The organism is Myxococcaceae bacterium JPH2 (assembly GCA_016458225.1).
Classification (GTDB): domain Bacteria; phylum Myxococcota; class Myxococcia; order Myxococcales; family Myxococcaceae; genus Citreicoccus.
On the sequence record JAEMGR010000009.1, the window covers coordinates 361,817 to 375,003 of the forward strand.

Genomic DNA, 13,187 nt, shown 5'->3' on the forward strand with positions numbered 1-13,187 from the left:
CTCCAGGCCACGTGAGGTGTTGGTCACCTGATGCCTAGCTTGACTTCCGCGGAGCCTCCGTTCCGCCGGATAGACCTCGGGAGCCACACCATGCGCACCTCTTCCGTTCGTCACACCAGGACACGCGACGCGCTCGCACGACTGTCTTCACTCGCCCTGGGACTGTGCCTCCTGCTCGGTGCCAGCGCCGCACGCGCCGCGCCCACGCCGCTGGAGGACAACCGCCGCATCACCCGGGGCTACATCGAGCTCGCGTACGAGGTCGGCGCGGTGTTGGACCCCACGCTGCAACCCGGTGGCAGCAGCGCGGTGCGGCCCAACTGGTACACGTTCGCGCCCCATGCGTCACAGACTGGCGGCATGGGCATGTACAGCACGGCGGTCGCCACCAAGCTGATCAACGCGCTGCGCGGCAGGCCCATCCTCACGGTGCTCGAGGCGCTCGGCCGTGTGGACCTCGATGACGTCCTGAAGGCCAGCGCCGAGCAGCGCGCCGCGGAGTTCCTCACCGCCGGCCTCCCCTTGGATGTGTCCACCATCTTCGCCGTGCTGACGTCCTCCCTCAACGCCAAGGCCCTGCTGGATCCGCGCACGCTCGCGACGACGACCGGGCGCTTCGTGTCGCTGTACTGGACCGCCCCCGGCATCCTGCCGCTCGACAAGGCCGAGGCCGTGGTCCGCACGCTGGAGCGCGCGCTGCACGAGGGCAACCTCGCCATCTACTCGGACATTGGTGGCGCGGGGCGCGCCTACCTGGACTGGCGGGCGGGCGCGGGGGTCGTGACGCCCGGACGCGTGCTGACGGAGTTCGTCCTTCCCGAGGCGGTGCCCGCCGAGGCTCGCGTGGCCTACGACTTCGCGCTCGCGCACGCCAACGACACGCCGCGCCCCAACCAGTTCGACGCGCTGTTCCCGGGCATGCACTGGAAGAGCCTGCTCGTCGCCGCGTTCGCCGTGTACGAGGAGTCGCGACTGGCTTCATCGCCGGCACGCCGCGATGCGCTCATCGCCATGGGCAACAACTACGTGGCGTGGCGCGAGCAGCACGACATGGCTCAGCCGGTGTTCAACCCCTCGGGCGCTCCGGACGAAGTCTCCCGCCCCGCGCTCCTTCAGGCGCTGACGCCGCTGTTGCAGACGGACTTCGGCAAGGTGCACTGGACGTACGCCGACTACGCCAACACCCAGCCGGATCGCGACGGCAATCCCTTCACGTCGAAGCCCACGGAGTACAACTGGGCCGTGTTCCTCGACCGGTGGCACGGCATCCTGTACGCGTTCGACCTGACGTATTCCCGACCGCGTGACGCGTGGGTCATGCCCACGCCCCTGGAGGATCCGCTGACCCCGTTCAACGGGACCTGAGCGACCCGCGCCCGGGCGGGAGGGACGGCGACGGTGCGTGCGCATGGCGCGAGGAGCCTTCTCCGCGCCACCAGCCATCCGTCCTCCCGGGCCGTCGCGGCAGATCCACGGCGGTCTGCTTGACGACATGGGGGACGTGGGAGAGCGTTCTGTCATGAGTCCCGCCTCGGGTCGCACGACGAAGCCCGGCTCCCGCGCCTCGGGTGATGCTTCCTCCGCGACGAATCCCGCCGCCTGGCGGCCCCTGGACGCCGCGATGCCAGTCCCGGCCGATGAGGCCAGCATGTCGGCCGATACGCGGCTTCAGCTCCTGCGCGAGATGATGGGCGAGGCCTTCGCGGTGCTCGACGCCCACGGCCGCCTGGGAGAGCTGAACCACCGCGCCGCCACGCTGCTGGGGCTGCATCCCGATGCCAGCGTGGGACAAGAGCCCTGGGTCGCTCAGCCCGCCCTCGCGGGCACCCTGCTTCACGAGCGATTGATGAGTGTGCTCGCCACGCGGGAGCCCACTCGCTTCTTGTGCGAGCTACCGCCCGGAACGTGGCTGGAGGTCAGTGTTCGTCCCGTGGGCGGGGAAACGTGGGTGCTCGCCAGCGACATCACCCGCCGCCAGCAAGCCGAGTCCGAGGCCACACACAACGACGAGCGGCTGCGGCAGCTGGGCGATCGCTTCCAGGTCGCGCTCGAGTCCGCCGAGATGGCGGTCTGGGAGACGAACCTCGCCACCGGACAGGTGTTTCGTTCCGAGGGGCATGATCGCCTCTACGGCTTCCCCCAGCCGCTCGAGGAATGGACGCACGAGAAATTCCTGGCGTCGCTGCACCCGGATGACCGCTCCGAGGTGGAGGCCCAGGTGACGGGCATCTTCGACAGCGACGTGGACTCCTACTCGTCCACCTTTCGCACCCACTGGCCGGACGGCTCGTGGCACTGGCTCAACAGTCGCGCCAAGGTGATTCGCGACGCGACGGGCCGGGTGATGGTGGTGCGAGGCGCGGTGCTGGACATCACCGCGCTCAAGGAAACGGAGGCCGCGCTCCAGGACGCCGTGCGCACGCGCGACGACTTCCTCTCCCTGGCGAGTCATGAACTGCGCACGCCGCTCACCTCGCTGCGCCTGCAGGTGGACATGCTGCGGCGACAGTCCACGGGCAGCCCCGGCGAGCCGCTCGCGTCTCCCAAGGTGGTGGCGAAGCTGGAGGCGGCCGAGCGACAACTGCGAAGGCTCGGTGCGCTGGTGGACAACCTGCTGGATGTCAGCCGCATGCGCACGGGCAAGCTCGACTTCCACTTCGCGGATGGAGACCTGGCCGCCGTGGTGTCCGACCTGGCGGCGCGGTTCGCGGACGAGTCGCGACAGGCCGGCGTGGTGCTGGAGGCGAACATCGAGTCCCCTGCCCCAGGACATTTTGATCGCCTACGACTGGAGCAGGTGGTCAACAACCTGATGACCAACGCCTTCCGGCACGGCAAGGGGAGCCCCGTGCACGTGTCACTCACCTCCTGCGACAGCACGTTGCGATTGATGGTGCGCGACCATGGTCCGGGCGTTCCTCCTTCAGAGCGCGAGCGCGTCTTCCAGCGCTTCGCACAAGGCCGAGACTCGCAGCGCGCTGGCGGCTTGGGCCTGGGGCTCTACATCGTGCGGCAGATCGTCGAAGCGCACGGTGGGCGCGTCTGGGTCGAAGACGCACCCGGTGGGGGCGCGGCGTTCATGGTGGAGCTGCCGCCTGGCGCCGCCCGAGAATGATTTGGCGCGCGGATGGAAACACGCGGCGCGCGTTGCGTGCATTCTCTCTCCACGCGTGATGAGGGGGCCGCCGCCCCGCTTCGTCCGTGTCCTGTGATTCAAGTGGGGGGTATCCGATGCCGTGGCTCGAGACCATTGTCATGTCCGCGCCAAAGTCCGGTCCCGCGCGAGCGAAACCTGTCCGGGACGAGGGCCGCCAACTGCGCGACTCACTGCTGGACTACCTCACGAAGCACGAGCTGCTCGACGGTGTTCGCTGGATGAGTGAACCCGGACAGTTGCCGCTCGTGACGATGCACTGCACGCCTCAGGCGCAGGAGCGTCTGCGCAAGGCCGGGCAGTTCACGGTGGGCACCGGCATGCCGCTGGACCTGCACGGCTGAAGCACCTCAGCCGAACCGCTCGCGGAAGGCCCGCTGATTGGGCCCTCCCGAGCCCCGCTCATAAACGGCGAAGACGACGCGCTCGAAGCGGCCCGGCAGCGCGCGCAGGCCCTGGGCGAAGGCCTCGGCCACGTCGCGCGGGTTGTTGCGGAACACGCCACAGCCCCACGCCCCCAGCACGAGCGTGCGGTGCCCTTGATGCGCCGCGACCTGGAGCACCTTGAGCGCGCGCGCGAACAGCACCTCGCGCAGCCTCGGGCCCACGCCTGCGTCCGCGCGCAGCGCCTGCCCCGCATTGGGCGCGGGCGCGGTCATGAGCGAGACGGAGAAGGGCCGCTCCAACAGCTCCAGCGACTCGTTGCGGAAGAACGGCACGTCGGGTGAGTAGATGACGTGGTCCGTGTACAGCAGCGTGCGCGCCTCGCGGTTCGCGTCGTAGTACTCGGGCTGCGTGACGAGGCACGCGTAGAGGGCCGAGCAGCGCGCCAGGTCCTCCTCCTGCGCCTTCGCCCCGCCGAGGAAGCCCCCTCCCGGGTTGCGCGCGGACGCGAAGTTGAGCGCGAGCACTCGCGCGCCCTCCATCTCCACCAAGCGCCGCGCCGCCTCGCCCGTCTTCTCGGGCGTCACCTCGATGCGCATTCCTCCGCCGGGCGCATCGGGCAGCGCGAGGGACTCGAAGTCACCGGGCCGGTACAGCCGCGTCCCCTCGACGGCGTGCGACACGGCGTCGCGGATGGACACCTCCTGGCCGGACAGCGCCACGTAGGAGCCCCGCTTGGCGATGCGCACCGTCTCTTCGCCGATGTCCTCGAGTCCCATGCGCCCGCGTGTCTCTCAGTTGCAGCCGATGCGCGTGGGCGCGACCGCGAGATCGTCGATCCACGTCTCGGAGTCCGAGTCGCCGTGCGGATGCACGAAGCCCCAGCCCACCGCGAAGTTGGTGAAGGGGCGCATGCCCACCTTGGGGAAGTCAAAGGCCTGCGTGCCATCCACCCAGACCTGCGCGTGGCCCGTGGTGTCCGTGGGCTTGGCGCGGCTCACGCCCCACTCGATGCACGTCCAGCGGCCCGCCTGCATCACCACCACCGCGGGGTCCTCCAGGTTCCATCCCGTGCCCAGGATGCCGCTCCAGTCATCCAGCGCGAAGCCGCCGTTCTTCATCGCCTGGAGCTCGATTCCGCCCCAGTCATTGTCCTTGGGCGAGAAGAGGATGAAGAACGTCCCCATCACGCCCTCTTGCGGCACGCGCGCCAGGTACACCCACGCGCGCGTGTACAGCGTGGTGCCGAACGCGGGCATGTCCTTGCGGTAGTGCGCGATGGCCTGGGGATGATCCGGCGCGTCCTCGTGCAGGTTGTCCTCCGTCGTCACGTGCAACGCGCCCTTGCCGCCGTGCGCCCGCGTGCCGTCCACCGCGACGGTGGCGTGCTGCTTCTCGTCGGGCTCCTTCCAGCCGTTCTGCCCCTTCTCGAAGTCCTCGCAGAGGATGGCGTTCGCGGGACACCCAGCGGACTGCTGCGGCGTGCCCGAGTCCACCTCCGACCCCGGAGTGCCACTGTCAGGCGTCTCGCCCTGAGGCTTCGAGTCACCGCAGGCCAGCATCCCGCCCATGGCGAGTCCGGCGACAATCACCGCCACTACCGATGTGGAGCGCATTCACTCTTCCAGAGCCGGGCGGCCTGGACGCACGCAAGCCCTCGCGAAATGTCGAAGGCGGGCCACCCGCATCCGGTCTGTCTAACACGGGCCCTTGGAGCGACGAACGGGGTCACCACGACCCTGCCCTCGAGGGTCAGGAGGCGTCACCGCACTCCGGCATCCGCCGGTGACACGGACGTGGCGAAGCGGCGGAAGAAGCTGTCGTCGTTCCAGCGCGGACGCTCGGCCCCATCCGCTACGGCGCGCGTCAGCACCGAGAGGAACTGAACGAATCGCGCCGCACCCTCCTGGTCCACCGGCTGTCGCACGTCATCCGAGGGCGCGTGATAGCGCTCGGGGAACCACTGCTTCATCAATCGTTCGGCGGTCGAGCCCGGCTCGTAGCCGAACTTGAACGCGAGCGCGGGGATGCCCTCGCGAACAAACGAGTACTGATCGCTGCGGACGAACAAGAGGCGATCCGGCTCGGGATCCGCGAGCACCTTCACGCCCCGCTCCGCGGCCACCCGACGCAGCGGCTCGATGAGGGAGGACTCGTTCATGCCCAGCGCCACCACATGCGTGAAGGGCACCAGCGGCAGGAACATGTCCAGGTTCAAGTCCGCTACGCACGACGTCCCAGGCGCCGGAGGATGCTGCGCGAGGTAGCGCGACCCAAGGAGCCCCTTCTCCTCACCCGTCACCAGGGCGAACAGCACGGAGCGCCGGGGCCTCACGGGCGCCTGAGCCAGGGCACGCGCCACCTCCAGCACCGCGGCCACGCCCGAGGCGTTGTCCATGGCGCCGTTATAGATGCGGTCCCCTCGCACGGGCTCGCCCACGCCCAGGTGATCCAGATGCGCGGAGACGATGACGTACTCGCGCGACAGCACCGGATCCGTGCCGGGCAGCACGCCCACCACGTTGACGGACGTCACGGGCTCGGTCGCAATGTCGAGCGTGGCTCGCAGGCGCCAGGGCAGCTCGAACTTCGGCAGCGGCTTGCCATCATTCGCGAGCGCCACCAACTCGTTGTAGGAGTGTGGCGCCCCCTCGAACCACACGCCGGCCCGCGTGGCATTCACGCTGACCTGCACCTTCAGGCGAGTCCCCTCCTGCAGCGCGGGCTCGGCGAAGGTCATCGCGGGATTCTTTCGGGCCGCCGCGGTGCGCTCCCAGGGGACCTCGATGTACTTCGGGTTCTGGAGCATCACCACGCCCACGGCCCCCAGCCGCTCGAGCACCGCCGCGCGCTCCGTCCACGAGCCATGGTGCGCGCGCTGCACGCCCGACACGTCCCGCGGTCCCCCACCCACGAGGATGACCGCCACCTTGCCCCGGAGGTCCAGGCCGGCGAAGTCGTCATGCCCCGCCTCGGGCATGGACAGCCCCTGCCCCACGAAGACGAGCGGCGCATCCACCGAGCCCGTCGCCCCCGTGCGCGACACCAGGATGGCATCCAGGCCCAGCGTCAACGCCTTCTCCCGCCCATCCCGCGCGAGCGACAGCCGCGACTTCTCCTCCACGAGCCGCCGCGAGCGCAGCGCGACCTCCTGGTAGTAGCCACTCGGGAACGCGGGCTTCACGCCGAGCGACGCCAGCGTGTCCGCCACATAGGCCGCGGCCTTCCGGTGGCCCTCGCTGCCAGTGGCGCGGCCCTCCAGCGCATCGCTCGCGAGGAACTCCACGTGCGACCACCAGCGCGCCGCGTCGGACGGCGGTGGGGATTCAGCCCCCGCCCCAGACGCCACCAACAGCCCGAGAACGGCGAGGACGGCGGCACGGCGCATGGAGGGCTCGCTTTCGTGGAGGGAACCGGGGCTGACAACCCTCACAGTGGGGGGACATTCCAAGTCCCCTCCGCGGGCCTTCAGGAGGGCTGGCCCAGCCTACGCCCTCGGGCCTCGGCGAGCGTACGCGCATCGAGCAGCACGGCCACCTTCTCCTGCGCGGAGAGGGGCTCGGGCACCGGGGCCAGCAGCTTGCGTCGACCGGAGGCGAGCGCGCCGGCCACTCCCGACAACGCGGGCTGCTCGTCCAAGAGGGCCAGGTGGAGCGTATGGGCCCGAGCGTCCGACAGGACGTGGTCCACGGCATCCTCCACCGTCGCGGCGCCGTCCTCGGTCAGCACCTGCGCGCGCGCCAGCACGGCCGGAGGCGCCACTTCCTCGGGGATGAGGAAGAGCCCGTGCTGCTCGGCCCACAGCCCCAGCGACGCGCGCGCGGTGAAGACAGACAGCGGGATGGACAGCAGGAGCCCCGCCACCACCGGCGCGGCCCACGCCAGCAAGCCCGGAGAGAACACCCAGAGCAGCACCCCGAGCCCCACGCCCACGGCGGTGTGCACCGCGTGGCGCCGGGCAGCCTCGGCCCAGGGCAGGTCCGCGTCATCCCGCTGCTGGCTCGACCACGACACGCGGTAGCCCAGGATGGTGCCGAACACGAAGTGCGACTGGAACAGCATCATCACGGGCGCAAGCAGCGTGGACAGCACGCCTTCGATGAGCACGCTGAGCAGCAGTCGTGCCCGCCCGCCCATGTTCGCCGCCACGTCCGAGCGCGCGAACACCAGCGCGACCCCGAGCAGCCGAGGCAGCCACAACATCGCCAGCGACACGGCCATCAAGCGCAGCGCGGCCGGTGAGTCGAAGGTCGCGCCGCTGGCCAGGACCGCGTCCACGCTCCCGAACCGCGAGGGCTGCGTGAGCCACGCGTGCGCCGCGGACACGAGCCCCGCCACGAGGAAGAGCAGCCACAAGGGCGAGGCCACATAGGACATCACGCCCATCAGGAAGTGCGCCCGACTCATCGGGTGCAGTCCGCCCGCGAGCACCAGGCTCAAGTGCTGGAGGTTGCCCTGGCACCAGCGCCGATCTCGCTGCGCGTACGTCAGCAGGTTGGGTGGGGGCTGCTCGTAGCTGCCGCCCATGTCCGCGAGCAACCAGACGGTGTAGCCCGCGCGGCGCATCAGCGCGGCCTCGACGAAGTCATGGCTCAGGATGTGGCCACCGAAGGGCTGCTGCCCGGGCAGCACCGGCAGGCCGCAGTGCTCGATGAACGCCGCCATGCGCAGGATGGCGTTGTGGCCCCAGTAGTTGGACTCGCCGAGCTGCCACGCCGCCGCGCCCGCGGCCACCACGGGGCCATACACGCGACCCGCGAACTGCTGGAGCCGCGCGAACAACGTGGAGCGCCCCACGCACAGGGGCGGCGCCTGCAGGATGCCCGCGCCCGGGTTCAGCTCCATCAGCCGCGCCATGCGCACCACGGTGGCGCCGTCCATCAAGCTGTCCGCGTCGAGGACGAACAGGAAGTCGTGGCGGCGCCCCCAGCGCTCGCAGAACTCGGTCAGGTTGCCGGCCTTCTTGCCGGTGTTGTCCGTCCGGCGGCGATAGAAGATGCGCCCCTGCCCGCCCACGCGCCGGCACAGCTCGGACCAGGCCAGCTCCTCGGCCACCCAGGCTTCGGCCCGCGTCGAGTCGCTCAGCACATAGAAGTCGAAGGCGTCGATATGGCCCGTCGCCGCGATGGACTCGTACGTGGCCTGCACGTGCGCGAAGACGGCCGCCGGGTCCTCGTTGTGGATGGGCATCACCACCGCGGTGCGGCTCTGCAGCGGAGCCGCCTCCCGCTCGGCGTCTGGCCAACGCAAGCCCGGCACGCGCCGCCCCGAGGCCAACTGCACGAAGCCCGCGACCGCCGCCCAGAAGGACAGCGCGATCCACGCGAAGCACGGGGTGAACAGCGCCAGGACGACCCACTCGGGCGCGGTGGTCCCTCCCGCGCTCAACAATCGGGACATCTCCACCGCCGCGCCCAGCGTGGAGGCTCCCGCGAGGCCGAGCACCCACGCGCGGCGGAGCCCGGTCGAGCCGGGCGAGAACGAATGGGCCTGCATGGGGACCTTGTCGATATCAGGGCGAGGTGGAGACGCCCGGCTGGCCGAGCCGCAGCCACCGCCGCAGCATCTCCGCCAGCGGGTTGAGCACCAACACCTGCTCGGGCATCACGGAGGGCGCGGAGAGCGGCACGGGCACGGGCACCGCGGCGCGGAACGTCCGGCGCCAGGCCTCAGGCAGATGGCGCGGCTCACGCACGAGGACGTCTGCGCCCAGGCGAGCGCCATCGACGAGAACGAAGGCCGCGCGGCCACGGGAGAGCAGCTTGCCGCTCGCGTGCGCTGGTCCGAGCAGCTCGCCCAGCCACGCCTCCACGCGCTCGCGGGCCAGCGCCAGGGCCATGTCCGGCGAGACACCCGCGCCGCGCGCCGACAGCACCCAACCCGCCAGCCGCTCCAGGTCAGCGCGAGCGGTGAAGCCGAAGTCGCGGAAGAAGGCGTCGAGCGCGTTGCGAGTGTCCTGGCGATCCGCGAACAGGATGGGCGCGGACAGGCGGGAGGGCAGCAGCGTCACGGAATCCACAGGTCGCTCCAGGTCTCGGTGAGAGTCTCGGAACCGCGTTTCAGGAAGCAGCGGAGCTCGACGGGGGCGTCCCCGTCAGGCACCAGCTCAAAAGTGGCGCGCCAGCCGCCCGTCACGGCGTGGGGCTGCGCGATGGGATGCAACACCTGGCCCCGCGAGGCGGTGACGACAGCCTCCACGGGACCCTCCGCGCTCGAAGCCGCGCGGGTGAAGTCGATGACGAAGCGCCGGGCGCCCTTCACGCTGCCCGCCGCGACGCGCGTGGCGGACACGCCGCCCGGAGTCGGGACACCCTGCGGCGACGCGCCCCAGGACAGGCGGTAGGCGAAGCGCAGCGCGGTGCCCGGGACGACGGGCGCGTCCGGAACCCAGAACGCGACGATGTTGTCGTCCATCTCGCTCGCGGTCGGGATCTCCACCAGCCGCACCGAGCCAGGCCCCCAATCCCCCACCGGCTCCACCCAAGCGCTCGGGCGCAGCTCGTAGCGCGCCTCCAGGTCCTCGTAGCTCGCGAAGGACTGGTCCCGCTGCAAGAGCCCGAAGCCGCGCGGGTTGTCCGCCCGGAAGCTGGCGACGCTCAGGTGAGCGGGGTTCTCCAGGGGGCGCCACAGCTTCTCGCCCTCCTTCATCCAGATGGCGAGCCCGTCCGAGTCGTGCACCTCGGGGCGGAAGTCATCGAACGTGCCCCGGTCGTTCTCGCCGAACTGGTACATGCTGGTGAGAGGCGCCATGCCGAGCTGCCGCACGCCCTTGCGCGCGAAGAGCGACACCTCCACCTCCATGACCGTCCGCTCGCCCGGATGGATGACGAAGCGGTACGCGCCGGCCACGCTCGGACTGTCCAGGAGCGCATGGACGACCACGCGCGACTCGCCCGGCACCGGCGTCTCCAGCCAGAACTCACGGAACGACGGGAACTCCTCACCGCCCGGCAGCCCGGTGTCGATGGAAAGGCCACGCGCGGACAGCCCGTAGCGGTTGCCCTGCCCCAGCCCGCGGAAGTAGCTGGCCCCCAGGAACGCCACCAGCTCGTCCATGACGTCGGGCCGGTTGAGCGGATACGCCAGCCGGAAGCCCGCGAACCCCTCGGACTTCGCGAGCGGCGGCACCTTCACGAGCGGCCCGTAGGTGAAGAGCGAAGGCGAGAAGGGAACGGGCCGCGAGCGGCCGCCGTCCACCACGTTCATCGCCACCGGGCGCGGAAAGAAGAGACCCGGGTGGAAGAACTGTGCCTGGAAGGGCAGCCCCGCGGAGCGCCACAGCGCCTGGTCCGCGCGATAGCGGATGTCGCGATAGGCGTCGTAGGACAGGTTCGCGTACTCGGGGGGAACCCCCACGGGCGGCTCGCGGTAGGGCCGCGCGGCCAGGGCCCGGGCACGCTCACGGACCACCTCGGCGGAGAACGCCACCGTCCCGCTCGCTCGCGCCCCCGGAGTCGCGGCCTCCCCGCCAAAGCAGGCAAGCAGCACCACGAGGCATCCCCCGAGCACCCACGAGCGACGCGACGATGGCTGCCACTGCTTCAAGAAGGCACTCCTCCAGGCGGCCGCGGGAACGCGGCGCAATGCGGCAGGCCCCTCGCAACACACGTGCCATGCGTCAGGACCGCCCCATGCCCCGGCGAGTCCCGGGGGAAGACCTCGCCACCTCCTTGCGCCCCCAAGCGCTTTCGCCCCAGACACGCACTCAAAGCGAACAACGCCAGCTCGCGAAGTGAACGAGCTGTGGAGGAGAGGGGCAACACCTCCAGGCTTGCTGTCCGATTCCTCCACAGCAGGACAGGGCGTAGCTGCTGCATCCCATTAGGCGGCACGCCATTCCACGCGTGTCAGCCCCCCTGACGCGGGGAGCGAGGGAGCGAGCCGCAGGGCGCCCGGCCGAAAGGATTTCCCGCGACAAGGCAGCGCGAAGCGGGCAGTGTGCGCCGCCGTCAGCGCCCCGGAATGCTCCGGGGCGGGCTGCTTGTTCCACCAGTTCTCAGGCGCTTCGGGCCATCGGGTCCGACCGCGCACCGCCCAGGCGCCCTCGATTTCCGAGCGAGCGCGCTGCGCGGGCGGCCCTCCACCCGGGAGGGACCGCGCCACCCTCACTCGCTTCAGGACCTCATGACTTTCGACGATCTCCAGCTCCACGACGCCTTGCTCCGTGCGGTCAAGGCCGAGGGCTACACCACCCCTACCCCCATCCAGACCAAGGCGATCCCCCACGCGCTCGCGGGCAAGGACGTGCTGGGTGTGGCGCAGACGGGCACGGGCAAGACGGCGGCGTTCGCGCTGCCCATCCTCCAGCGCCTGGGAGCGAAGGCGCCTCCGGGCGGCACGCGCCCCATCCGGTGCCTGGTGCTCACGCCCACGCGCGAGCTGGCCAGCCAGGTGGGTGACAGCTTCGCCACGTACGGCAAGAACCTTCCCTTGCGCCACACCGTCGTGTTCGGTGGCGTGGGACAGACGCCGCAGGTGCAGGCGCTGCGTCAGGGCATGGACATCCTGGTCGCCACGCCGGGCCGTCTTCTGGACCTGATGGATCAGGGCTTCGTGTCGCTGCGCTCGCTCGAGGTGTTCGTGCTCGACGAGGCGGACCGCATGCTCGACATGGGGTTCATCCACGACGTGCGCAAGGTCATCAAGGCCCTGCCGCCGGTGCGCCAGACGCTGTTCTTCAGCGCCACGCTGCCCCCGGACATCATGGACCTGGCGCGCAACATCCTGCGCGACCCGGTGCGCGTGGAAGTGACGCCCGCGTCCAGCACGGCGGAGACCGTGAGCCAGCAGGTCTACTTCGTGGAGCGCGAGCAGAAGCGCGCGCTGCTCACGCACCTGCTCAAGGACGGCGCCATTCCGCGCGCGCTCGTCTTCACGCGCACGAAGCACGGCGCCAACCGCGTGGCCAAGCAGCTCACGTCCTCAGGCGTGCGCGCGGATGCCATCCACGGAAACAAGAGCCAGAACGCGCGTGAGCGTGCGCTGGATGAGTTCCGCTCGGGTGCGCTCCGGGTCCTCGTCGCGACCGACATCGCGGCGCGCGGCATCGACATCGACGGGCTCAGCCACGTCATCAACTTCGATCTGCCCAACGTGCCCGAGCAGTACGTGCACCGCATCGGCCGCACCGGCCGCGCGGGCGCCAGTGGCATGGCGGTCTCGTTCTGCGATCGCGAGGAGCGCGAGTACCTGCGCGACATCGAGCGCACCATTCGCCGCAGCGTTCCCGTGGCGGTGGCGGATCCTTCCTTCCGCTCCAGCGTTCCGGCGACGGCCGAGGTCGATGAGCCGGTGCGCCACAGCTCGGGTCGTCCGCAGTCTTCGGGCCGTCCCCAGAACAACGGCGGCGGGCGTGGCGACAACGCCTCGCGTCGGCGTCGGGGGGGTGGCGGAGGTCGTGGTGGGGGTGGCGGTCGCGGCCAGGGCCGTCCGTCGGGTGGACCCGGTGGTGGCAACGCGATGGCGCCTCGGAGCGACTCCGGTCGGCCGGCCGCACAGGCACGGCCCGCCTCCGCGGGCTCCGCGCCCGCCGCGAACCCGAGTGCACCGCCTCCGCCCGCGCGGCGCACCGCCCCCAAGTGGGGCTGAGCCACACGGCATCCAGACTCGGTCCCGAAGCCAGCTGACGCCCGCTTCGGGACTGAGTTTC

At 70.5% G+C, this 13,187-nt stretch carries 10 protein-coding genes; 4 read left to right on the forward strand and 6 right to left on the reverse strand.

What is annotated here, in order from left to right:
• Positions 1 to 141 precede the first annotated feature (141 nt).
• The 3 genes from JGU66_16800 to JGU66_16810 all read left to right on the forward strand — a co-directional run bounded on the left by JGU66_16800 (position 142) and on the right by JGU66_16810 (position 3,498).
• Entirely contained in the window at positions 142 to 1,365 is a 1,224-nt protein-coding gene (locus JGU66_16800) for a hypothetical protein (protein ID MBJ6762431.1), read from the forward strand.
• A gap of 283 nt (positions 1,366 to 1,648) precedes the next feature.
• Complete coding sequence (locus JGU66_16805; GenBank protein ID MBJ6762432.1) at positions 1,649 to 3,115, forward strand: PAS domain S-box protein; 1,467 nt, start codon at positions 1,649 to 1,651, stop codon at positions 3,113 to 3,115.
• Between the two features lie 140 nt (positions 3,116 to 3,255).
• Complete coding sequence (locus tag JGU66_16810) at positions 3,256 to 3,498, forward strand: hypothetical protein (GenBank protein MBJ6762433.1); 243 nt, start codon at positions 3,256 to 3,258, stop codon at positions 3,496 to 3,498.
• A gap of 6 nt (positions 3,499 to 3,504) precedes the next feature.
• Here the strand turns inward: JGU66_16810 and JGU66_16815 are convergent, their stop codons facing one another.
• From JGU66_16815 to JGU66_16840, 6 genes are all read right to left on the reverse strand, one after another.
• Complete coding sequence (locus JGU66_16815) at positions 3,505 to 4,317, reverse strand: TIGR02452 family protein (protein MBJ6762434.1); 813 nt, start codon at positions 4,315 to 4,317, stop codon at positions 3,505 to 3,507.
• A gap of 15 nt (positions 4,318 to 4,332) precedes the next feature.
• Complete coding sequence (locus JGU66_16820) at positions 4,333 to 5,154, reverse strand: hypothetical protein (protein MBJ6762435.1); 822 nt, start codon at positions 5,152 to 5,154, stop codon at positions 4,333 to 4,335.
• A 146-nt stretch (positions 5,155 to 5,300) separates the two neighbouring features.
• Positions 5,301 to 6,926: a M20/M25/M40 family metallo-hydrolase gene (locus JGU66_16825; GenBank protein ID MBJ6762436.1), complete on the reverse strand. Its 1,626-nt coding sequence runs from the start codon at positions 6,924 to 6,926 to the stop codon at positions 5,301 to 5,303.
• 80 nt (positions 6,927 to 7,006) lie between these two features.
• Entirely contained in the window at positions 7,007 to 9,034 is a 2,028-nt protein-coding gene (gene mdoH / locus JGU66_16830; GenBank protein MBJ6762437.1) for a glucans biosynthesis glucosyltransferase MdoH, read from the reverse strand.
• Positions 9,035 to 9,050: 16 nt separating this feature from the next.
• Positions 9,051 to 9,557 (reverse strand): hypothetical protein, encoded by a 507-nt coding sequence (locus tag JGU66_16835; GenBank protein MBJ6762438.1) that lies wholly within the window; start codon positions 9,555 to 9,557, stop codon positions 9,051 to 9,053.
• On the reverse strand, positions 9,545 to 11,083 hold the full coding sequence (locus JGU66_16840) for a glucan biosynthesis protein (protein MBJ6762439.1): 1,539 nt from the start codon (positions 11,081 to 11,083) through the stop codon (positions 9,545 to 9,547). Before JGU66_16840 ends, JGU66_16835 begins: the two co-directional genes overlap by 13 nt.
• A gap of 579 nt (positions 11,084 to 11,662) precedes the next feature.
• Here JGU66_16840 and JGU66_16845 point away from each other — a divergent pair.
• Positions 11,663 to 13,126 (forward strand): DEAD/DEAH box helicase, encoded by a 1,464-nt coding sequence (locus JGU66_16845; GenBank protein ID MBJ6762440.1) that lies wholly within the window; start codon positions 11,663 to 11,665, stop codon positions 13,124 to 13,126.
• The last annotated feature ends 61 nt before the right edge of the window (positions 13,127 to 13,187 follow it).

What these genes read in the sequence shown, in the direction of transcription:
- JGU66_16820 (MBJ6762435.1), bottom strand. Translation starts at nt 5,154, where the DNA reads ATGCGCTCCACATCGGTAGTGGCGGTGATTGTCGCCGGACTCGCCATG.
- JGU66_16810 (MBJ6762433.1), top strand. Translation starts at nt 3,256, where the DNA reads ATGTCCGCGCCAAAGTCCGGTCCCGCGCGAGCGAAACCTGTCCGGGAC.
- JGU66_16845 (MBJ6762440.1), top strand. Translation starts at nt 11,663, where the DNA reads ATGACTTTCGACGATCTCCAGCTCCACGACGCCTTGCTCCGTGCGGTC.
- JGU66_16825 (MBJ6762436.1), bottom strand. Translation starts at nt 6,926, where the DNA reads ATGCGCCGTGCCGCCGTCCTCGCCGTTCTCGGGCTGTTGGTGGCGTCT.
- JGU66_16805 (MBJ6762432.1), top strand. Translation starts at nt 1,649, where the DNA reads ATGTCGGCCGATACGCGGCTTCAGCTCCTGCGCGAGATGATGGGCGAG.
- mdoH (MBJ6762437.1), bottom strand. Translation starts at nt 9,034, where the DNA reads ATGCAGGCCCATTCGTTCTCGCCCGGCTCGACCGGGCTCCGCCGCGCG.
- JGU66_16815 (MBJ6762434.1), bottom strand. Translation starts at nt 4,317, where the DNA reads ATGGGACTCGAGGACATCGGCGAAGAGACGGTGCGCATCGCCAAGCGG.